The 21,344-nt window shown below is 72.1% G+C and carries 19 protein-coding genes; 7 read left to right on the top strand and 12 right to left on the bottom strand.

Features of this window, described 5'->3' with window-relative positions; translation table 11 throughout:
- Positions 1-51: 51 nt before the first annotated feature.
- Positions 52-1,005: a site-specific tyrosine recombinase XerD gene (gene xerD, locus VTA80_RS00600; protein ID WP_407343492.1), complete on the bottom strand. Its 954-nt coding sequence runs from the start codon at positions 1,003-1,005 to the stop codon at positions 52-54.
- 39 nt (positions 1,006-1,044) lie between these two features.
- A complete protein-coding gene (locus tag VTA80_RS00605) occupies positions 1,045-2,064 on the bottom strand; it encodes a heme o synthase (protein WP_407343493.1) in 1,020 nt (339 codons plus the stop codon).
- A gap of 284 nt (positions 2,065-2,348) precedes the next feature.
- On the opposite strand from VTA80_RS00605, the gene tkt reads away from it, so the two are divergent.
- The 6 genes from tkt to pgl all read left to right on the top strand — a co-directional run bounded on the left by tkt (position 2,349) and on the right by pgl (position 10,825).
- Positions 2,349-4,511, top strand: a complete 2,163-nt coding sequence (gene tkt / locus VTA80_RS00610) for a transketolase (protein WP_407343494.1) — start codon at positions 2,349-2,351, stop codon at positions 4,509-4,511.
- A 91-nt stretch (positions 4,512-4,602) separates the two neighbouring features.
- A complete protein-coding gene (gene tal / locus VTA80_RS00615; RefSeq protein ID WP_407343495.1) occupies positions 4,603-5,757 on the top strand; it encodes a transaldolase in 1,155 nt (384 codons plus the stop codon).
- The gene (locus VTA80_RS00620; RefSeq protein ID WP_407343496.1) at positions 5,754-7,535 is read left to right on the top strand and encodes a glucose-6-phosphate isomerase; all 1,782 of its coding nucleotides are present in this window, start codon (positions 5,754-5,756) and stop codon (positions 7,533-7,535) included. The genes tal and VTA80_RS00620 overlap by 4 nt, the downstream gene beginning before the upstream one ends.
- Positions 7,532-9,073 (top strand): glucose-6-phosphate dehydrogenase, encoded by a 1,542-nt coding sequence (zwf, locus tag VTA80_RS00625; RefSeq protein WP_407343497.1) that lies wholly within the window; start codon positions 7,532-7,534, stop codon positions 9,071-9,073. Before VTA80_RS00620 ends, zwf begins: the two co-directional genes overlap by 4 nt.
- Positions 9,074-9,155: 82 nt before the next feature.
- Positions 9,156-10,070, top strand: a complete 915-nt coding sequence (gene opcA, locus VTA80_RS00630; RefSeq protein WP_407343498.1) for a glucose-6-phosphate dehydrogenase assembly protein OpcA — start codon at positions 9,156-9,158, stop codon at positions 10,068-10,070.
- Positions 10,067-10,825, top strand: a complete 759-nt coding sequence (gene pgl, locus VTA80_RS00635) for a 6-phosphogluconolactonase (protein ID WP_407343499.1) — start codon at positions 10,067-10,069, stop codon at positions 10,823-10,825. Before opcA ends, pgl begins: the two co-directional genes overlap by 4 nt.
- 116 nt (positions 10,826-10,941) lie before the next feature.
- Here the strand turns inward: pgl and VTA80_RS00640 are convergent, their stop codons facing one another.
- The 10 genes from VTA80_RS00640 to VTA80_RS00685 all read right to left on the bottom strand — a co-directional run bounded on the left by VTA80_RS00640 (position 10,942) and on the right by VTA80_RS00685 (position 20,792).
- The gene (locus VTA80_RS00640) at positions 10,942-11,292 is read right to left on the bottom strand and encodes an RNA polymerase-binding protein RbpA (protein WP_407343500.1); all 351 of its coding nucleotides are present in this window, start codon (positions 11,290-11,292) and stop codon (positions 10,942-10,944) included.
- A gap of 32 nt (positions 11,293-11,324) precedes the next feature.
- The gene (gene secG, locus VTA80_RS00645; RefSeq protein WP_407343501.1) at positions 11,325-11,570 is read right to left on the bottom strand and encodes a preprotein translocase subunit SecG; all 246 of its coding nucleotides are present in this window, start codon (positions 11,568-11,570) and stop codon (positions 11,325-11,327) included.
- Between the two features lie 135 nt (positions 11,571-11,705).
- Positions 11,706-12,503 (bottom strand): triose-phosphate isomerase, encoded by a 798-nt coding sequence (tpiA, locus tag VTA80_RS00650; RefSeq protein ID WP_407343502.1) that lies wholly within the window; start codon positions 12,501-12,503, stop codon positions 11,706-11,708.
- A 48-nt stretch (positions 12,504-12,551) separates the two neighbouring features.
- A complete protein-coding gene (locus tag VTA80_RS00655) occupies positions 12,552-13,751 on the bottom strand; it encodes a phosphoglycerate kinase (protein ID WP_407343503.1) in 1,200 nt (399 codons plus the stop codon).
- A gap of 119 nt (positions 13,752-13,870) precedes the next feature.
- Positions 13,871-14,878 carry a type I glyceraldehyde-3-phosphate dehydrogenase gene (gap, locus tag VTA80_RS00660; RefSeq protein ID WP_407343504.1) on the bottom strand — a complete coding sequence of 336 codons (1,008 nt, stop codon included), beginning with the start codon at positions 14,876-14,878 and terminating at the stop codon, positions 13,871-13,873.
- A gap of 189 nt (positions 14,879-15,067) precedes the next feature.
- Positions 15,068-16,048 (bottom strand): DNA-binding protein WhiA, encoded by a 981-nt coding sequence (gene whiA / locus VTA80_RS00665; protein WP_407343505.1) that lies wholly within the window; start codon positions 16,046-16,048, stop codon positions 15,068-15,070.
- A gap of 16 nt (positions 16,049-16,064) precedes the next feature.
- On the bottom strand, positions 16,065-17,063 hold the full coding sequence (gene yvcK, locus VTA80_RS00670) for a uridine diphosphate-N-acetylglucosamine-binding protein YvcK (protein WP_407343506.1): 999 nt from the start codon (positions 17,061-17,063) through the stop codon (positions 16,065-16,067).
- Positions 17,064-17,067: 4 nt separating this feature from the next.
- Positions 17,068-18,018, bottom strand: a complete 951-nt coding sequence (rapZ, locus tag VTA80_RS00675; protein WP_407343507.1) for an RNase adapter RapZ — start codon at positions 18,016-18,018, stop codon at positions 17,068-17,070.
- Positions 18,015-20,144, bottom strand: a complete 2,130-nt coding sequence (gene uvrC, locus VTA80_RS00680; protein WP_407343508.1) for an excinuclease ABC subunit UvrC — start codon at positions 20,142-20,144, stop codon at positions 18,015-18,017. The genes rapZ and uvrC overlap by 4 nt, the downstream gene beginning before the upstream one ends.
- 78 nt (positions 20,145-20,222) lie before the next feature.
- On the bottom strand, positions 20,223-20,792 hold the full coding sequence (locus VTA80_RS00685; protein ID WP_407343509.1) for a GNAT family N-acetyltransferase: 570 nt from the start codon (positions 20,790-20,792) through the stop codon (positions 20,223-20,225).
- Between the two features lie 37 nt (positions 20,793-20,829).
- On the opposite strand from VTA80_RS00685, the gene VTA80_RS00690 reads away from it, so the two are divergent.
- The gene (locus tag VTA80_RS00690) at positions 20,830-21,324 is read left to right on the top strand and encodes an OsmC family protein (protein WP_407343510.1); all 495 of its coding nucleotides are present in this window, start codon (positions 20,830-20,832) and stop codon (positions 21,322-21,324) included.
- Positions 21,325-21,344 lie beyond the last annotated feature (20 nt).

The raw sequence follows: 21,344 nt of genomic DNA on the forward strand, positions 1-21,344 counted from the left end.
TGCGGTTTTGCCTGCCTCGTCCGCCTCGAACAGCGCCGTGCGCGAGGGAGCTCAGCCCAGCGCGCGCGGGTGCGAGGCGGCGTAGACCTCGCGCAGGGTATCGGGCGTGACGAGCGTGTAGATCTGCGTGGTCGTGACCGACGCGTGCCCGAGCAGCTCCTGCACCACGCGCACGTCCGCTCCCCCGGCCAGCAGGTGCGTGGCGAACGAGTGCCGCAGGGTGTGCGGCGAGATGTGCTCGGCACCAGGCAGCTGCGCGCGACGCGCGGCGGCCCGCAGCACGGCCCACGCGCTCTGCCGGCTCAGGCGCGCCCCGCGGGCGTTGAGGAACAGGGCTGGGGTGCCTAGGCCGTGCGCGGCCAGCATCGGCCGGGCCCGCACGAGGTAGTTCTCCACCGCCTGCACGGCGTACGACCCGACCGGGACCATGCGCTCCTTGCGGCCCTTGCCGAACAGCCGGACCGAGGCACGGTCCACCGTCAGGTCGACGTCGTCGACGTCGAGCCCGATCGCCTCGGAGATCCGGGCGCCGGTGGAGTACAGCAGCTCGAGCAGCGCGCGGTCGCGCAGCGGGCCGGGGCCGTCGCCGACGCTCGCAGCCTCGAGCAGGCGTTCGACGTCGGACGTCGAGATCGCCTTGGGCAGGCGCTTGGGCTGGGCCGGGGGCCGGACGGCGCTCGCCGGGTCGACGGTGACCAGCCCCTCCAGCGCGCAGAACCGGTGCCAGCCGCGCACGGCGACCACCGCGCGCGCCGTGGACGACGGCGACAGCAGCGCGCCGCCGTCGGACCCGGTGCGCAGCGCGACGACGAACTCCTCGACGTCGGCCGCGGTGATGCTGGTCGGCGTGCGGCGGCCGCGGGCCTCGAGGTGGGCGACGTACCGGTCGAGGTCGCGCCGGTAGGCCGCCAGGGTGTTGACCGACAGCCCGCGCTCGACGGCGAGGTGCGCGAGGTACTCCTGCACGACGACGCGCAGCGTGCCGGGCTCCGGGGTAGAGCTCACCCCTGGATCGATCGAGACCGACGGCTCAGGCACGATCGATCAGAAGGGCAGGAACGGGTCGACTGCCACCGCGAGGAACAGCAGGGTCAGGTACGTGATCGACAGGTGGAACAGGCGCATCTCGCCGAGCTTGACCGTGCCGGGGTGCAGCGCGCGGCGGTAGAGCCCGATGCACGCCGCCAGGAACCACAGGCCGAGGCCGAGCGCGGCGACCGCGTACACCCACGTCATCCCGGCCAGCGGCACGAGCGCGAGCGAGCAGACGATCATCGCGACCGCGTAGGTGATGACCTCGGTGGCGACCTTCTTGTCCCCGGCGACCACGGGCAGCATGGGCACGCCGGCGGCGGCGTACTCCTTGCGGAACTTCATCGACAGCGGCCAGTAGTGCGGCGGCGTCCAGAAGAAGATCACGCCGAACAGCGCGACGGGCGCCCAGGTGAGCGAGCCGGTGACCGCCGACCAGCCGATGAGCACGGGCATGCACCCGGCGATCCCGCCCCAGACGATGTTCTGGGGCGTGCGGCGCTTGAGGATCATCGTGTAGCCGACGACGTAGATGACGATCGCCCCGGCGGTCAGCGCGGCCGCCACCGGGTTGACGACCAGGGCGAACCACACCAGGGCGAGCGCGCCGAGCACGAACCCGAAGACGAGCGCCGCGCGCGGCGAGATCTCCCCGGTCACGAGCGGGCGCCGCTTCGTGCGGTTCATGAGCTGGTCGATGTCGCGGTCGATGTAGCAGTTCAGGACGTTCGCCGAGCCGGCCGCGGCGGTGCCGCCGACCAGGGTGGCGAGCACCAGCGCGACGGACGGGAACCCGCGCTCGGCCAGGATCATCGTCGGGACCGTCGTGACGAGCAGCAGCTCGATGATCCGCGGCTTGGTCAGCGCCACGTACGCGCCGACGCGCTCGCGCACCCGAGCCAGCCCGACGGCGTCCGACCCCACCCGCGAGGGCCGCAGCCGCGCGACGCGGGCCGGCACCACCCGGGGTTCGCCGGAGGTGTCATCGATCGGGATCGGGCTCGAGAGGCGCACGCGCGTGGTTTCTTCCATTCGTATCGACGGGACATCGCCGGGTCATCGACGAGGCGGGCCAGGACATCAGGAGATCGGAGGCCATGTTACGGCCGAACACGCGCACGCGAACCCCTCTACGGCGCCCGATCGTGTGACTTTGGTCCCGGGCGCCCGTCGTCGTCCACGGTGCGGCCCAGCGGTACCGCACGCGCCAGGGTCGGTAGGCTCAGTTCGGGCCACCCCGGTCATGGGGCAGGCCAGCGGTTCGAGGGTTGTCGCGACGTCCTGGGTCGAGCAGATCCGGGCAGGGAAGAGGTTCGGTGAACGTGTTCGCCCCGGCCAACCAGGTCAAGTGGTCAGATCTCGATCGAAAGGCCGTGGACACCGTCCGCGCCCTCGCAGCGGACGCCGTGGAGAAGGTCGGCAACGGCCACCCGGGCACCGCGATCAGCCTGGCGCCGGTCGCCTACCTGCTGTATCAGAACCGGATGCGGCTGAACCCCTCCGACCCGACCTGGCTGGGCCGCGACCGGTTCGTCCTCTCGTGCGGGCACTCGTCCCTGACGCAGTACATCCAGCTGTTCATGGCCGGGTACGGCCTCGAGCTCGAGGACCTGGAAGCGCTGCGGACCTGGGGCTCGAAGACGCCGGGTCACCCCGAGTTCCGTCACACCGCGGGCGTGGAGATCACGACCGGTCCGCTCGGCCAGGGCATCGCGTCCGCCGTCGGCATGGCGATGGCCTCGCGCCGCGAGCGCGGGCTGCTGGACCCCGACGCCGCGCCGGGCACGAGCCCGTTCGACCACTCGATCTACGTCATCGCGTCCGACGGCGACCTGCAGGAGGGCGTCTCCGCGGAGGCGTCCTCGATCGCCGGCACCCAGGAGCTGGGCAACCTCACCGTGATCTGGGACGACAACCACATCTCGATCGAGGGCGACACCGACATCGCGTTCACCGAGGACGTCCTGGCGCGGTACGCCGCGTACGGCTGGCACACCCAGCTCGTCGACTGGACCTCCGGCGGCACCGAGTACGTCGAGGACATCGACGCGCTCAACGCGGCCCTCGACGCCGCCAAGACCGACCCGCGGCCCTCGATCGTCGGGCTGCGCACGATCATCGCGTGGCCGTCGCCGACCAAGCAGAACACGCACGGCTCGCACGGCTCCAAGCTCGGCACCGCGGAGGTGCGCGGCCTGAAGGAGGTCATGGGCTTCGACCCCGACAAGGCGTTCGACGTCGACCCGGCCGTCCTGGCGCACACCCGCGCCGTGGGCGAACGCGGTGCGGCAGACCGCGCCGCCTGGCAGACCGGCTACGACGCGTGGCGCCTGGCCAACCCGGACCGCGCTGCCCTGCTCGACCGGCTGCAGGCCGGCCAGCTGCCCGAGGGCTGGGCGGAGTCCCTGCCGGTGTTCGCCCCCGGCAAGGCCGTCGCCACCCGCGCCGCCTCGGGCGAGGTCCTGTCGTCGATCGCCGCCGTGCTCCCCGAGCTGTGGGGCGGCTCGGCCGACCTCGCCGGCAGCAACAACACCACGATGAAGGGCGAGCCGTCGTTCATCCCGGCCCGCCACTCCACCACCGAGTTCGCCGGCACCGAGTACGGCCGCACGCTGCACTTCGGCATCCGCGAGCACGCGATGGGCGCCATCCTGACGGGCATCTCGCTGCACGGCCTGACCCGGCCCTACGGCGGCACGTTCTTCACGTTCAGCGACTACATGCGCGGCGCCGTGCGCCTGGCGTCCCTGATGGGCATCCCGGTCACGTACGTGTGGACGCACGACTCGATCGGCCTCGGCGAGGACGGCCCGACCCACCAGCCGGTCGAGCACCTCGCGGCGCTGCGCGCCATCCCCGGCCTGTCGATCGTGCGGCCGGCGGACGCCAACGAGACCGCCCAGGCCTGGAAGTCGCTCCTCGAGCGCAACTCCGGCCCGGTCGGCCTGATCCTGACCCGCCAGAACGTGCCGACCTTCCCCCGCGGCACCGAGGGCTTCGCGCCCGCCGCGGGCCTCGACAAGGGCGCGTACGTGCTCCTCGAGGCAACCGGCGGCATCCCCGCGGTCATCCTCATCGGCACCGGCTCCGAGGTGCAGCTCGCCGTCGAGGCGCGCACGATCCTCGAGGCCGAGGGCATCGCCACCCGCGTGGTGTCCATGCCGAGCCAGGAGTGGTTCGCCGAGCAGTCCGACGCCTACCGCGAGCAGGTCCTGCCGGCCGCGGTCAAGGCCCGGGTGTCCGTCGAGGCCGGGATCGCGCTCTCGTGGCACAAGCTCGTCGGCGACGCCGGCCGCTCCGTGTCGCTCGAGCACTACGGCGCGTCGGCCGCCGCCGAGATCCTCTTCGAGGAGTTCGGCATCACCACGGCCGCCGTCGTGGCCGCAGCGCGGGAGTCCCTCGCAGCCGCCGCCGCCGGTGCGACGCCGTCGAGCACCCCGAGCGCACCGACGCAGTCCAGAGCGGGAGACCAGCTCTGACCTGCGGCCACCTCGCAGCACCGACGCCCGACGCCTCCGCCAGTACGCGCGGGGGCGTCGGGCCCGGACGGCACCAACCAGGAGGACGGTCATGACCGAGAACCCATCCATGCCGACGCCGCTCGACACTCTGGCCCGGGCGGGGGTCGCCATCTGGCTCGATGACCTGTCCCGCGAGCGCCTGCGCTCCGGGAGCCTCGCCGCCCTGACCCGCACCCACCGGGTCGTGGGCGTGACCACCAACCCGTCGATCTTCGCCGGCGCGCTGGCCAGCGGTTCCGCCTACGACACCCAGCTCGGCGAGCTCGCCGCCGCCGGCATCCCCGCGGCCGACGCCGTCTGGGCCATCACGACCGACGACGTGCGCTCCGCGGCCGACGTGTTCACCGCGCTGCACGTGGCCACCCGCGGCGTCGACGGACGCGTGTCCATCGAGGTGGACCCGCGCCTGGCACTGGACACCGCCGCCACGATCGCCCAGGCCCAGGAGCTGTGGGCGCGGGTGGACCGGCCGAACGTGTTCATCAAGATTCCTGCGACCACGCAGGGCCTGCCCGCCATCACCGCTGCGCTCTCCGCCGGGATCAGCGTCAACGTCACCCTGATCTTCTCCCTCGAGCGCTACCGCCAGGTGCTCGACGCGTTCCTGTCCGGTCTCGAGGGCGCGCGCGCCGCCGGCCTCGACCTCGCCCCGATCGGGTCGGTCGCGTCCTTCTTCGTCTCCCGGGTCGACACCGCCGTTGACCCCCTGCTGGACGCGATCGGCACGCCGGCCGCGGCCGAGCTGCGCGGCAAGGCTGCGATCGCCAACGCGCGGCTGGCCTTCGAGCTGTACCAGCGGATCATCGCCGGCGAGCGCTGGCAGCGGCTCGCCGCCGCCGGTGCCCAGCCGCAGCGCCCGCTGTGGGCGTCGACCGGGGTCAAGGACAAGACCTACGCCGACACCCGGTACGTCGACGAGCTTGTCGCGGACGGCGTCGTCAACACGATGCCCGAGGCCACGCTCAACGCCGTCGCCGACCACGGCGACATCCGGGGGGACACCATCACCGGCACGTACGACGACTCGCGTCGCGTGCTCGACGGCCTCGCCGGCCTGGGCATCTCGATCGATGCCGTCACCACCGCGCTGGAGAGTGAGGGCGTGGCCAAGTTCATCAAGAGCTGGCAGGACCTCCTGGCCACGGTGAGCGCCGGGCTCGCCCGGTCGGCCGCCACGACACCTGAGGGAGACCCCCACCGGTGAGCACGGACGAGGGGCGGCCCGCGGGTGTGCCCAAAGCCGACGACATGAGTGACGCCACCGGCGTCGACACCAGCGGCGACGGCGGCTGGGTGATGTCCTGGGCCGGCGACGGCGAGGAGGCGCTCCTCGAGGTCACCGCCGGGGGCGCCGCCGCGACCGCCGTCGGGCGGCACGCGGCGCGGCTCGCCGACGCGCGCGTCGCGTCGCGCATCGCGGCCAACGACGCCGGCTTGTGGGGCCCCGCGGCGGAGGCGGACTCCGCCCGGCGCCTGGGGTGGACGGCCCTGCACGCCACGACCCGGGCGATCCTGCCCGCGCTCGACCGGCTGCGGGCCGAGCTCGCCGCCGACGGGATCGACCGGATCGTGCTGGCCGGGATGGGTGGTGCGTCGCTGGCGGCCGAGGTCATCACGCAGACCGCCGGGGTGCCGCTGGTCGTGCTCGACTCGACCGACCCCGAGCAGGTCCGGACCGCGCTGGCGGGCGACCTCGCGCGCACGGTGCTCGTGGTGTCGAGCAAGTCCGGCGACACCGTCGAGACCGACTCGCAGCGTCGCGTCTTCGAGGCGGCCTTCACCGTCGCGGGGCTCGACGCCGCGCGGCACCTGGTCGCGGTCACCGACCCCGGCTCGCCGCTGGAGCACCTCGCCCAGCAGGCCGGCTACCGCGCGATCTTCCTCGCCGAGCCGAACGTCGGCGGGCGCTTCTCCGCGCTGTCCGCGTTCGGCGTCGTGCCGGCCGGGCTCGCCGGGGTGGACGTCGCGCGCCTGCTCGACGACGCCGCCGAGGTCGCCGACATCCTCACCCAGGACGAGGACTCCAACCCCGCCATCGTGCTCGCGGCGTCGATCGCCGGGACGACGCCGCTGCGGGACAAGCTCGTGTTCGTCGACGAGGGTTCCGGCCTGATCGGGCTCGCCGAGTGGGCCGAACAGCTCGTCTCGGAGTCCACCGGGAAGGCCGGCCGCGGCCTGCTCCCCGTCGTGACGAACAGCCCCGCCGGTGAGCCGCCCGAGCTCGACCACCCGGCGCGCGACGTGCTCGCGGTGCGGTTCGTGCCGCTCGTCGACGCCGTGGACGACCTGTCCGGGGAGATCGCTCTCCCGGGCGACGAGGTCACCGTCGCCGGGTCGCTCGGCGCGCAGTTCCTGCTCTGGGAGTACGCGACCGTCGTCGCGGGCCACCTGCTCGGGATCAACCCGTTCGACCAGCCGGAGATCGAGGCGGCCAAGGCCGCCGCGCGCGCTCTGCTCGCGGCGACCCCGGAGCCCGAGCCCGCGGACTTCGTCGAGCGTGGCGTCGAGGTGCGGGCCACCGCCGACCTCCTGGCCGACGCCGTCGGCGTCCGGATCGAGACCGTCGCCGGCGTGCTCGACGCGCTGCTCACGAGCGTCCCCGACGACGGCTACCTCGCCGTCATGGCCTTCCTGGACCGCGCCGAGCACGTCGAGCTCGCCACGGTCCGCGACGCGCTGGCCATCCGCACCGGGCGCCCGGTCACGTTCGGCTGGGGGCCCCGCTTCCTGCACTCCACCGGCCAGCTGCACAAGGGCGGTCCCCCGGTCGGGGTCTTCCTGCAGCTCACCGCGACCCCGCTCGTCGACTTCCCCGTCCCCGGCCGGCCCTTCACCTTCGGGCAGCTCATCTCGGCCCAGGCGGCCGACGACGCCGCCGCCCTGGCCGCGCTCGGCCGCCCGATCCTGCGCCTGCATCTCACCTCCCCGGCCGCGCTCGCGCACGTGACCCACCTCCTCCGTTCGAGAAGAGTCCCTGCATGAGCCCGCACAAGGTCACCGCCGACGACAACCCCCTGCGCGATCCTCGCGACCGCCGCCTGCCCCGGATCGCCGGCCCCTCCGGGCTGGTCATCTTCGGGGTCACGGGCGACCTCGCGCGCAAGAAGCTGCTGCCCGCGGTGTACGACCTCACCAACCGCGGGCTGCTCCCGCCCGGCTTCGGGCTGACCGGGTTCGCGCGGCGCGACTGGGAGACGCAGGACTTCGCCCAGATCGTGCACGACTCCGTCAAGAAGTACGCCCGGACGCCGTTCCGGGAAGCGACCTGGCGTCAGCTCGCCGAGGGCATCCGGTTCGTCCAGGGCGAGTTCGACGACGACGAGGCCTTCGAGCGGTTGGCCACCACCGTGCACGACCTCGACGTCGAGCGCGGCACAGGGGGCAACCACGCGTTCTACCTGTCGGTGCCGCCCAGCGCGTTCCCGCTCGTGTGCCGCCAGCTCGCCAAGTCCGGGCTGTCGAAGTCGCGCGAGGGCTCCTGGCGGCGGGTCGTCATCGAGAAGCCGTTCGGGCACGACCTCGCCAGCGCCCGGTCCCTGAACGACGTCGTCTCGGAGGTCTTCGCGCCCGACGACGTCTTCCGCATCGACCACTACCTCGGCAAGGAGACGGTGCAGAACCTCCTGGTGCTGCGGTTCGCGAACCAGATGTTCGAGCCGATCTGGAACGCGCACTACGTCGACCACGTGCAGATCACCATGGCCGAGGACATCGGCATCGGCGGTCGCGCCGGGTACTACGACGGCATCGGCGCGGCGCGCGACGTCATCCAGAACCACCTCATCCAGCTCCTCGCCCTCACCGCGATGGAGGAGCCCGTCTCGTTCTCCGCCGAGGACCTGCGCGCCGAGAAGATCAAGGTCCTCTCCGCGGTCCGGCTGCCGCGCGACCTGGCCAAGCACACCGCCCGCGGCCAGTACTCGGCCGGCTGGCAGGGCGGTGAGGAGGTGAAGGGCTACCTCGAGGAGGACGGCATCCCCGCGTCGTCGGGCACCGAGACGTTCGCCGCGATCCGGGTCGACATCGACACCCGCCGCTGGGCCGGCGTGCCGTTCTACCTGCGCACGGGCAAACGGCTCGGGCACCGGGTCACCGAGATCGCCGTCGTGTTCAAGCGCGCGCCGCACCTGCCGTTCGAGTCGACCGCGACTCAGGAGCTCGGTAACAACGCCCTGGTCATCCGCGTGCAGCCGGACGAGGGCGTCACCATGCGGTTCGGCGCCAAGGTGCCCGGCACCGCGATGGAGGTCCGCGACGTGACGATGGACTTCGGGTACGGGCACGCCTTCACCGAGTCCTCCCCCGAGGCGTACGAGCGGCTCATCCTCGACGTGCTGCTCGGCGACCCGCCGCTGTTCCCGCGGCATGAAGAGGTCGAGCTGTCCTGGAAGATCCTCGACCCGATCACGCAGAGCTGGGCCGCCAAGGGCAAGCCCGAGCCGTACCGCTCCGGCACGTGGGGGCCGGCGTCGGCGGAGGCCATGATGGCCCGCGACGGCCGGACCTGGCGCGCACCGTGACCCGCGCGCGCACCACCAGCAGCCGCACCCACCGCGGCCGCACCAGCAGCAGCACCACCGTCTGGACGAGGAGGCCCTCCCTGTGATCATCGAGATGCCCAGCACCACGACGAACGACGTCAACAAGCGGCTCGTCAAGCTCCGCGACGAGGGCGGCGCGGTCGCGCTCGGTCGCGTGCTCACGCTCGTGATCGACGTCGGCCTGCACGGCGTCGAGGAGGCGATCGCGGCCGCGAACTTCGCCAGCCGCGAGCACCCCTGCCGCGTGATCGTCATCGCGCCGAACCTCGAGCGCGAGACCAACGAGCTCGATGCCCAGATCCGCATCGGCGGCGACGCCGGCGCGAGCGAGGTGATCGTGCTGCACCCGTCGGGCGAGCTGCGCGCGCACGGCGACACGCTGGTGATCCCGCTGCTGCTGCCGGACGCGCCCATCGTGGCGTGGTGGCCGTTCGAGCCGCCGGCCAACCCCGCCGCCGACCCGATCGGCCGGATGGCCCAGCGCCGCATCACCGACTCGACCAAGTGCAGCGAGTCGCTCAAGACGCTGCACCGGTTGAGCACCGTCTACGCCCCCGGCGACACCGACCTGGCCTGGACCCGGATCACGCTGTGGCGCGGGCTCCTCGCCGCCGCGCTGGACCAGCCGCCGTACGAGTCGGTGATCCACGCCGTCGTCGCGGGCAACAGCACGCACCCGAGCGTCGACCTGATCGCCGCCTGGCTCGCCCAGGAGCTGCGCTGCCCCGTGGACATCGAACGGCAGGTGGACGCCCCGGCGATCACGCTGGTCCGCCTGGAGCGCAAGTCGGGCGCGATCGTCCTCGACCGCCCGGACGGCAAGACGGCGGCGCTGCGTCAGCCCGACCAGCCCGAGCACCGCATCGCGCTGCCGATCCGCCAGCTGTCGGAATGCCTGGCCGAGGAGCTCCGCCGCCTCGATGCCGACGAGGTCTACGCCGAGACGCTGACGAAGGGCCTGGCGAGGCTCGGATGAAGCCCCGCGAGGTCGTCGTCCACCCGGACGCCGCCGTGCTGGCCCAGGCCGTCGCGGCCCGCCTGCTGACCCGGCTGCTGGACGTGCAGTCCGTACGCCGCCCCGCGCACCTCGGCGTCACCGGCGGCACCATCGGGATCGAGATCCTCGCGGCGGTGGCCGCGAGTCCGCTGCGCGACGCCGTCGACTGGTCCGGCGTGCACGTGTGGTGGGGCGACGAGCGGTTCCTACCTGTGGGTGACCCCGAACGCAACGAGACACAAGCCCGCCGGGCGCTGCTGGACCCGCTCGCCGACGCCCTGCCCGCCGAGAACGTGCACCCGATGCCGGCCGCGGGCGCGCCCGGGATCGGCTCGCCCGAGGACGCCGCCGCCGCCTACGCCAGCGAGCTGGCCGGGTTCGCCGACGGCGCCAGCGACCTCGGCCTGTTGGCGTTCGACGTCCTGATGTTCGGGATGGGCCCCGACGGGCACGTCGCCTCGCTGTTCCCGGGGAACCCGGCGCTCGACGCGGTGGGCACCGCCGTGGTCGGGGTGCACGGCTCGCCGAAGCCGCCGCCGGAGCGCGTCTCGCTCACCTTCGAGGCGATCCGGGCTGCGCGCGAGGTCTGGGTCGTGGCCGCCGGCGCGTCCAAACGGGCGGCGATCACCGCTGCGCTCGGGGGCGAGCCGGCCGCTGCGCTGCCGGTCGTAGGCGCCGTCGGGCAGGAACGCACCCTGTGGCTGCTCGACGCGGACGCCACCCCGCCCGACTGAACCCGACCAACGCCCCGGCCCCGCAGGGACCGGCACGGATGTCGACACAGACAGCTCGAGCCCGCCCCCGGCGGCGGCACTGCCGCCCGGGACGGGCTCGATCGATCTGTCTGGTGTCAGGCGCCGCCGCGACGCAGCCGCAGGGCGGTCAGCGCCTCGTCGAGGATCGCCTCGCCGTCCTCGTCCGTGCGGCGTTCCTTCACGTACGCGAGGTGGGTCTTGTACGGCTCGTTCTTGACGGGCGCAGGAGGGTTCTCCTGGTCTTGGCCGGCCGGGTACCCGCAGCGCGGGCAGTCCCAGGTCACGGGGGCCGCGAGGCCCGCCTCTTCGGCGAAGCTGGGTCGGGTCTCGTGGCCGTTCGAGCACCAGTAAGAGATCCAGACCCGCGGCGCGCTGTCGCCCCGCTCGGCCTCCCCCATCGGTCCCGCGCCTACGCGAGAACCTCGGATCGCACTACCACTCGCCACGATCGACCTCCGATGTCGTTTGGGTGACGCAGTCAGTTGGTGACGCGCTGAATGAGTCCCAGCAGCACGATCAACACAGCCCACACTACGGCGATCATGATCGTGAGGCGGTTGAGGTTCTTCTCGGCGACGCCCGAGCTGCCGATGCTGCTCGAGACTCCACCGCCGAACATGTCGGACAGGCCACCGCCCTTGCCCTTGTGCAGGAGCACGAGCGGGATGAGGAGCCCGCTGGTGATCACCAGCAGGACCTGGAGAGAGATACGCAGGGCATCCACGTGGCGAGTCGCTTCCTGAAGGTTCGGTCGGCACCGGATTCGGGCGCCGGGTCAAGGGTAGGCGACGAGCGCCTGATCCGGCGACGTCCCGCGCGGGCGGGACGTCGCCGGTTGAAGCTCAGAGGTCGATCCGGATCACAGACCGACGGCGTGCGACTGGTACCGGATGATCTTGGCGAACTCCTCGGCGTCCAGGCTCGCGCCACCGATGAGGGCACCGTCGACGTCGGGCTTCGCCATGATCGACGCGACGTTGCCGGACTTGACCGAACCGCCGTAGAGCACGCGCACGGCGGCCGCGACGGCGTCGGTGTACAGCTTGGCCAGCTCCGCACGGATCGCGCCGCAGACCTCCTGCGCGTCCTCCGGGGTGGCGACCTCGCCGGTGCCGATGGCCCAGACGGGCTCATAGGCGATGACGACCTGCGCTGCCTCTTCCTCGGTCAGGCCCGCGATCGAGCCCCGGAGCTGAGTCAGCGTGTACTCGACCTGGTTGCCGGCCTTGCGGATGTCGAGGCCCTCGCCGACGCAGACGATCGGCACGACGCCCTGGCTGAAGGCCGACTTCGCCTTGGCCGCGACGGTCGCGTCGTCCTCGTGGTGGTACTGGCGACGCTCGGAGTGGCCGACGGCGACGTACGTGGCGCCGAGCTTCGCGAGGAACACCGGCGAGATCTCGCCGGTGTAGGCGCCGGACAGCTGCGCCGAGACATCCTGCGCGCCGTAGACGATCTCGAGCTTGTCGGCGTCGACGAGGGTCTGGACGCTGCGCAGGTCGGTGAACGGCGGCAGGACGGCGACCTCGACGGTCGAGAAGTCGTGCTTGGCGTCCTTGAGGGTCCAGGCGAGCTTCTGCACGAAGTGCGTGGCTGCGTGGTGATCGAGGTTCATCTTCCAGTTTCCCGCCATCAGCGGGGTACGTGCGGTGGCCACGAGGGGCTCCTTCAGTTCGGTGGTTCGATGAGTTTCAGTGACAGTGGTTCAGGCGTCGAGGACGGCGATCCCCGGCAGGGTCTTGCCCTCGAGGAACTCGAGGCTCGCGCCGCCACCGGTGGAGATATGGCCGAACTTGCTCTCGTCGAAGCCGAGCAGGCGCACGGCCGCGGCGGAGTCGCCACCGCCGACGATCGAGAACGCGCCGAGCTCGCCGGCGTCGACCATGGCCTGCGCGAGCCCGCGGGTCCCGGCGGAGAACGCCTCGAACTCGAACACGCCCATGGGCCCGTTCCAGACGATCGTCTTGGCGTCGAGGAGCTTGCTGCGGAACAGTGCGATCGACTTCGGGCCGATGTCCAGGCCCATGCGCTCGTCCGGGATCTGCGTGGAGAGCACGACGTCGTGCGGCGAGTCGGGCGCGAAGCCGTCCGCGACGACCGTGTCGGTCGGCAGGACGATCTCGACGCCGCGCTCCTTGGCGGTAGCGAGGTAGCCCTTGACGGTCTCGACCTGGTCCTGCTCGAGCAGCGACTTGCCCACGGTGTAGCCCTGCGCGGCGAGGAACGTGTACGCCATCCCGCCGCCGATGAGCAGCCGGTCCGCCTTGCCGAGCAGGTTCGCGATGACCCCGAGCTTGTCGGAGACCTTCGACCCGCCGAGCACGACGACGTACGGGCGCTCGGTGTTCTCGGTCGCCTTGCGCAGCGCCGAAACCTCCTTGAGCACCAGGCCGCCGACGGCGGACGGGAGCTTCAGCGCGATGTCGTACACCGACGCCTGCTTGCGGTGCACGACGCCGAAGCCGTCGGACACGTAGAAGTCCGCGAGCTTGGCGAGGTCGTCCGCGAGCGTGCCGCGCACGGCGTCGTCCTTGGACGTCTCGCGCGGGTCGAACCGGATGTTCTCGAGCATGGCGACCTCGCCGTCGCTCAGCGCGGCGACGGTGGCCGTGGCCGATTCGCCGATCGTGTCGGTCGCGAGGTGCACGGGCGCGCCGAGCAGTTCGCCGAGGCGCACGGCGACCGGGGCGAGCGAGTACTTGGCCTCGGGGGCGCCCTTCGGGCGACCGAGGTGTGCCGCCACGACGACCTTCGCGCCGGCGTCGATCAGCTTCTTGAGCGTCGGGACGGCTGCGCGCACGCGGCCGTCGTCGGTGATCGTGGTCCCGTCGAGCGGGACGTTGAGGTCGCAGCGCACGAGCACGCGCTTTCCGCGCAGGTCGCCGAGGTCGTCAATGGTCTTCATGGGGCACTCCGAAGGTCGCAGGTTCTGGGGGTCGTGACGCAGCAGCGTCCGCGTGCTCCGCCGACCCGAGGGTCGCGCGGCGCACGCGGACGCATGTCAGCTGCTCAGATCAGGGAGCGTCAGAGCCGCTCGCCGACGTACGTGGTCAGCTTGACGAGCGAGTTGGAGTAGCCCCACTCGTTGTCGTACCAGGAGACGACCTTGACCAGCGTGCCGCTGACCTTGGTCAGGCCGGCGTCGAAGATCGACGAGGCCGGGTTCGTCACGATGTCCGTGGAGACGATCGGGTCTTCGGTGTACTCAAGGATGCCCTTGAGCCCGGTGGTCTCGGCGGCCGCCTTGATGGCCGCGTTGATCTCCTCGACGGTGGTCTCGCGAGAGGCCGTGAACGTGAGGTCCGTGGCGGAGCCGGTCGGGACCGGCACGCGCAGCGCGAAGCCGTCGAGCTTGCCCTTGAGCTGCGGGAGAACGAGCGCGACCGCCTTGGCGGCACCGGTCGACGTCGGCACGATGTTGATCGCGGCGGCGCGGGCGCGGCGCAGGTCCTTGTGGGGACCGTCCTGCAGGTTCTGGTCACCGGTGTAGGCGTGGATCGTGGTCATGAGACCACTCACGATGCCGACCGCGTTGTCCAGGACCATGGCCATCGGCGCAAGGCAGTTGGTCGTGCAGGACGCGTTGGAGATGATGTGCTGCGTGGCCGCGTCGTAGTCGGTGTGGTTGACACCGACGACGAACGTGCCGTCCTCGTTCTTGGCCGGGGCCGAGATGATGACCTTCTTGGCGCCGGCGGTGATGTGCGCCTTCGCCTTGGTCGCGTCCGTGAAGAACCCGGTCGACTCGATCACGATGTCGGCGCCCAGGGCACCCCAGGGGAGGTTCGCCGGGTCGCGCTCGGCGAGGACCTTGAACGACTTGCCGTCGACGGTGATCGAGCTGTCGTCGAACGTGATCTCGGCGGGGAGCTTGCCGAGGATCGAGTCGTACTTGAGGAGCATCGCGAGCGTCTTGACGTCCGTGAGGTCGTTGACACCCACGATCTCGATGTCTGCCCCGGAAGCCAGAATGGCCCGGAAGAAGTTGCGGCCGATACGGCCAAAGCCATTGATTCCGACGTGAATGGTCACGTTGCCTCCTCAGCGCCGGCCATCGCCGGCGCACACGATTGCCATGACAAATGAATACACACACACTGGAGAGCGTTTCCGGTACCCACGCGAGATTTCGCCTGCTGACCCGCTGCGGGCCACCGGATGAAACGAGCCTATACCGCCGCGTTACCCGGGTCAGGGACCTACGTCACTCGTGAGACGCCGTCAGAGATCGAGCAGGTCAGGGCTCAGTCCGGACTCGGTATCGGGGATCCCCAGGTCGGCCGCGCGCTTGTCCGCCGTGGCCAGCAGCCGGCGGATCCGGCCCGCCACGGCGTCCTTGGTGAGTGCGGGCTCGGCAAGCTTGCCGAGCTCCTCCAGGGACGCGTGCTTGTGCGCGAGCCGCAGCTCGCCGGCCTCGCGCAGGTGGTCGGGCAGCTCCGCGCCCAGGATCTCGAACGCGCGCTCGACGCGCGCTCCGGCGGCCACCGCCGCGCGGGCCGAGCGGCGCAGGTTCGCGTCGTCGAAGTTCGCCAGACGATTCGCCGTGCCCCGCACCTCGCGCCGCATCCGGCGCTCTTCCCAGACCATCATCGCGTCGTGCGCGCCGAGGCGGACGAGCATCGCGCTGATCGCGTCGCCGTCGCGGATGACGACCCGGTCGACGCCGCGGACCTCGCGGGCCTTGGCCGCGATCCCCAGCCGCCGGGCAGCACCCACGAGCGCCAGCGCCGCCTCGGGACCGGGGCACGTGATCTCGAGCGCCGCGGACCGGCCCGGTTCGGTCAGCGAACCGTGCGCCAGGAACGCCCCGCGCCATGCGGCCTCGGCCTCGCCGATGCCACCCGAGACGACCTGCGGGGGCAGGCCCCGGACCGGCCGACCCCGGTTGTCGAGCAGCCCGGTCTGACGCGCGAGGGATTCGCCGTCCTTGACCACGCGCACGACATACCGGCTGCCGCGGCGGATCCCGCCGGCCGACACGACGATGACGTCGCTCGTGTGCCCGTAGACCTCGGCGATCGACTGGCGCAGCCGACGCGCCGCGATCCCGGTGTCGAGCTCCGCCTCGATGACGATCCGCCCCGAGATGATGTGCAGGCCGCCGGCGAACCTCAGGGTCGCCGACACCTCGGCCTTGCGGCAGGAGGTCTTGTCGATGTGGAGCCGAGCGAGCTCATCTTTCACCTGTGCCGTCAGCGCCATGGCGTCATCCTGCCATCTACCGCGACGCGGTTCCCACGTCTCCGAGGAAGTCATCGAATACGTCCCGATATGCCGCCGCGAGCCGGAGCGGGTCGTGCCGTGCCGTGCCGTCACCCGTCCCGACCTGCCGCAACAGCAGTCGCGCGCCCATCTCGGCAGCGGTGTCCTCGAGCGGCTCGACCTCTTCGACCGCCCGTGGGTCGGCGATGACCGCGTCGATCCGCAGATCGGGCGCGTGCTGGTGCAGCACGCGCAGGTGCGCGGTCGCGGACATGCCGTCCGTCTCGCGGTCCTTCTCCGGGGAGAGGTTCAAGGTGACGCAGCGCCGGGCCGGGGTGCGGTGCAGCGCGGCGGCGAGCTCGGGCACGAGCAGGTGCGGCAGCACCGAGGTGTACCAGGAGCCCGGACCGAGCACCACCCAGTCGGCCTCGTCGACGGCGGCCACCGCCTCGGGGCACGCGGGCGGGTCGGCGGGCACGATCCGGATCTGCTCGATGCAGCCGGGCGCGACGGCGACCGCGCTCTGCCCCCGCACCACCCGGCGGGTCACCACGTCGCCGTCGGGCCCGACGGTCGTGGTCGCCACATCGGCCTCGATGGCGAGCGGGACGGCGGCCATCGGCAGCACGCGGCCCTGCGCGCCGAGCAGCCGGCCCACCCAGTCGAGCCCCGCGACGGTGTCCCCGAGCTGTTCCCACAGCGCGACGATCAGCAGGTTGCCCACGGCGTGCTGGTCGAGGCCGCCCGCGGACTTGAACCGGTGCTGCAGCAGGTTGCTCCAGGTGCGGCCCCACTCCGAGTCGTCGCAGAGCGCGCTCAGCGCCATCCGCAGGTCGCCCGGGGGCAGGACGCCGAGCTCGTCGCGCAGCCGACCGGACGAGCCGCCGTCGTCGGCCACGGTGACCACCGCCGTGAGGTGGTCGGACATCAGGCGCAGCGCCGAAAGGGTCGCGGCCAGTCCGTGACCACCGCCGAGCGCGACGACGACGGGCCCGGCGACCCGGGCTGCGCACATCCGGCTACTCCTTGCCGAGGTCGCGGGCGGCGACCGTCACCTGCTGGCCGAGCGCGCGCAGCTCCCCGGCGATCGCGTTGCTGATCGCGACCGAGCGGTGCTTGCCGCCGGTGCAGCCGACCGCGATCGTGACGTACCGCTTCTCTTCCTTGAGGTACCCCGCGAGCACCGGCTCCAGCGCGGCGACGTACCTCTCGACGAACACCCGCGCCCCGGGCAGGCCGAGCACGTAGTCGCGCACCGGGGCGTCCTGCCCGGTCAGGTGCCGCAGCTCGGTCACCCAGTACGGGTTGGCGAGGAACCGGACGTCGACGACGTGGTCGGCGTCGAGCGGGATCCCGTACTTGAACCCGAACGACATGATCGTGATGCGCAGGGTCTCGTCGGACGTGCCGGCCACGGCGCTACGCACCTCGCGGGCCAGGTCGTGCACGTTCAGGCCGGAGGTGTCGATGATGACGTCGGCCTGCTCGCGCAGGTCGGACAGGAGCCTTCGCTCAGCCTCGATGCCGTTGAGGACCCCGCCCGTCCCCTGCAGCGGGTGCGGACGTCGCACCGCCTCGTAGCGGCGCACGAGCACGGCGTCGGACGCGTCGAGGAACAGGATGCGGTACTCGATGCCGGTCTCGCGCAGCGTCTCCAGGACCGCCGCGAGGTCCGTGAAGAACTCGCCGCCCCGCGCGTCGACCACGGCCGCGAGCCGCTGCACGCCCACCCCGGGCGCGCCGCGGTTCATCATCCCGACGAGCGGCGCGAGCATCTGGGCCGGCAGGTTGTCCACGACGTACCAGTCGAGGTCCTCGAGCACGGTCGCGGCCTTCGTGCGCCCGGCGCCGGACATGCCCGTGATGATGAGCACCTGGGCAGCGTTGAGCCGCGGTGCGGTCGCCGCCGCGTCCAGAGCGGGAATGCCGAACGGAACGGTCGTGGGGTCTGGTTCGCCTTCGCCGGTCATGAGTCCAGCATGCCAGGCAGATCGATCGAGGCCGACGGGTCGGCCGGGTCGGCGGTGACCGGAGCGGTTTCGTCGAGGGACGGCAGCACGGCACGAGCCGCGGCAGCCAGCGCCTCCACGACGGCGGCCGCCGTCCGGTCCCCCATCCCCTGCACCGAGGCGATCTCCTCGACGGAGGCGGCCCGCAGCCGCTTGAGGGAGCCGAAGTGCTTGAGCAGCGCGCCCGAACGGGCCGGCCCCAGCCCCGGCACGTCGTCGAGCACCGAGACGGTCATGCCCTTGCCACGGCGCTTGCGGTGCGCGGTGATGGCGAACCGGTGGGCCTCGTCGCGCACGCGCTGGAGCAGGTACAGGCCCTCGGAGCTGCGCTCGAGGATGACCGGGTAGGCCTCCCCCGGCACCCAGACCTCCTCGAGCCGCTTGGCGAGCCCGCACAGCGCGACGTCGTCGATGCCGAGCTCCTCGAGCGCGCGCGCCGCCGCCGCGACCTGCGGTGGGCCGCCGTCGACCACCACGAGGTTGGGCGGGTAGGCGAACCGTGCCTTCTTCGCGGGGATCCCGGCCCCGACCTCGCCGCTGACGCCGGGCCGCCCGGCGCCTGCGTCCTGGTCGTCCTCGTCGGTGCCGAGCTCGAGCTCGACGTCGCCCGACCGGGCGCGCTCGGACAGGTACCGCCGGAAGCGGCGCGTGATGACCTCGTACATCGCGGCGGTGTCGTCGCGCGCACCGTCACCGTCGGGGCCCCGGAGCGCGAACGTGCGGTACTCGCTCTTGCGCGGCAGCCCGTCCTCGAACACGACCATCGAGGCCATCTGGTAGGTGCCTTGCGTGTGCGAGATGTCGTAGCACTCGATCCGCAGCGGGGCGGCCTGCAGGTCCAACCCGTCCTGGATCTCCTGGAGCGCTTGGCTGCGCGTGGTCAGGTCGCCGGCGCGCCGGGTGCGGTGCAGCGCGAGCGCGTACTCGGCGTTGCGGCGCACCGTCTCGGCGAGCTCGCGCTTGTCGCCGCGCAGCGGGACCCGGACGTCGACCCGGCTGCCCCGCAGGCCGGCGAGCCAGGCGGAGACCTGCGCGGGGTCGGGCGGGAGCACCGGCACGAGCACCTCGCGCGGCACCGCCCCGGCCGCCGCGCGGACCGCGGGCGCAGGCTCGCCACGGGACCGTGACCCCGAGCCGATGAACGCGAGCTCCTCGGCGCCGTAGACCTGCTGGAGCAGGTGCTCGACGAGCTCGGCGTCCGTGACGTCCTCGACCTTCTCGACGATCCAGCCGCGCTGGCCCCGGATGCGGCCGTCGCGCACGTGGAACACCTGCACGGCGGCCTCGAGGTCGTCGCCCACGAGCGCGAAGATGTCGGCATCCGTGCCGTCGGAGAGCACGACGGCGTTCTTCTCGGTCGCGCGCTCGAGCGCGCCGATGTCGTCGCGGAGGCGGGCGGCCTGCTCGTAGTCCTGGATCTCGGCTGCCTCACGCATGCGCTCACTCAGGCGCCGGATGAACTTCGCGGTGTCGCCGGCCATGAACGCGCAGAAGTCCTCCGCGAGCGCGTGGTGGTCGTCCGGGCTGATGCGGCCGACGCAGGGCGCCGCGCACTTGTCGATGTACCCGAGCAGGCACGGCCGGCCCTGCTGCGCCGCGCGCTTGAACACCCCGGCGGAGCACGTGCGCACCGGGAAGACCCGCAGCAGCAGGTCGACCGTCTCGCGGATCGCCCACGCGTGCGCGAACGGCCCGAAGTAGCGGGTGCCCGGGCGCCGCGCGCCGCGCATCACCTGCACGCGCGGGATCTTGTCCGCGAGCGTGACCGCCAGGTACGGGTAGGACTTGTCGTCGCGGTACTTGACGTTGAACCGCGGATCGAACTCCTTGATCCACGAGTACTCGAGCGAGAGCGCCTCGACCTCGGTGCTCACGACCGTCCACTCGACCGACGCCGCCGTCGTCACCATCGACTGGGTGCGTGGGTGCAGCGCCGACAGGTCCTGGAAATAGTTCGCCAGGCGCGAGCGCAGGCTGTTCGCCTTGCCGACGTAGATCACGCGGCCGTGCTCGTCGCGGAACCGGTAGACCCCTGGCGAGTCCGGCACCTGCCCCGGCGCGGGGCGGTACGTCGAGGGATCGGCCATACCGGTGAGCGTAGTTCGTCGCTCCCACACCCCGGCCGGCGCACCTCGCGCCCCGTCGGCGCACCCTCCGGATCGGACCTACCGCGCGTGCCGGTGCACGTCGTGCCAGCCGTCCACGAGCAGGACGCCGTCGCGCAGGGTCTTCTCCAGCGGGAACCCGATCCGCCGCGCGACCGCGCAGGACGCCTCGTTGTGCACCGAGTGCCACAGCTCGACCCGGCGCAGCCCCACCTGCTCGAGCGCCCACCGCGCGACCTCCCCGGCCGCGGCGCTCGCGATCCCGCGCCCCCGGGCGTCGGGCAGGACCCAGTAGGTGAGCTCGCCGACCCCGCCCGCGAGGTCCAGCCGGCGCATTGCCGCCCGGCCGACGACGACGCCGTCGGTCACCACCGCCCAGCACGCGTCGGTCTCGTCCCACCACCCGGTCGCCCAGCGGCGCATCCAGGCGCGGGCCTGCGCCGGGCTGGACACGTCGCGCATCCCCCAGCGCTGGATCTCCGGGTCCGCGAACGCCGCGAGAACCGCGGCGACGTCGCCGTCGTCGTCCGGTCGCCAGGGGCGCAGCAGCAGGCGGGACACGGCCAGGTCGGGCTGCGCGGTCGCCCGCAGCGACCCGGGCAGGACGACGGGATTCACGGCAGCGGACACCCGCACCATGATGCTCCAACACCGATAGCGTGCTGAGATGACAGCCACGCACACGTACACCGTCGATGTCACCTGGACCGGTGCCGGGCACACCGGCACGACCAGCTACACCGCGTACAGCCGCGACCACGAGGTGGCGATCCCCGGTCGGCCGGTGCTGCTCGGCTCGGCGGATCCGGCCTTCCGCGGCGATCCGACCCGGTACAGCCCCGAGCAGCTCTTCGTCGCGTCGCTCTCGCAGTGCCACATGCTCTGGTTCCTGCACCTGGCCGCGCGCGACGGCCTGGTCGTCACGGGCTACCAGGACGAGGCGGTCGGCACGATGCGGGTCGAGTCGGCCGGCGCCGGGCAGTTCATGAACGTCGTGCTACGCCCGCACGTCACGGTCCGGATCGCTGCACCCGATGCCAGTCCGGTCACCGACGCCCGGCTCGCCGCCGTGCACGAGCTCGCGCACGAGCACTGCTTCGTGTCGCGGTCGGTCAACTTCCCCGTCCTGATCGAGCCGACCCGGATCGTCGTCGGCCCCTAGGTCGAACGGGGCCGACGACT

The organism is Pengzhenrongella phosphoraccumulans, assembly GCF_045689905.1.
Lineage (GTDB): Bacteria > Actinomycetota > Actinomycetes > Actinomycetales > Cellulomonadaceae > Pengzhenrongella > Pengzhenrongella phosphoraccumulans.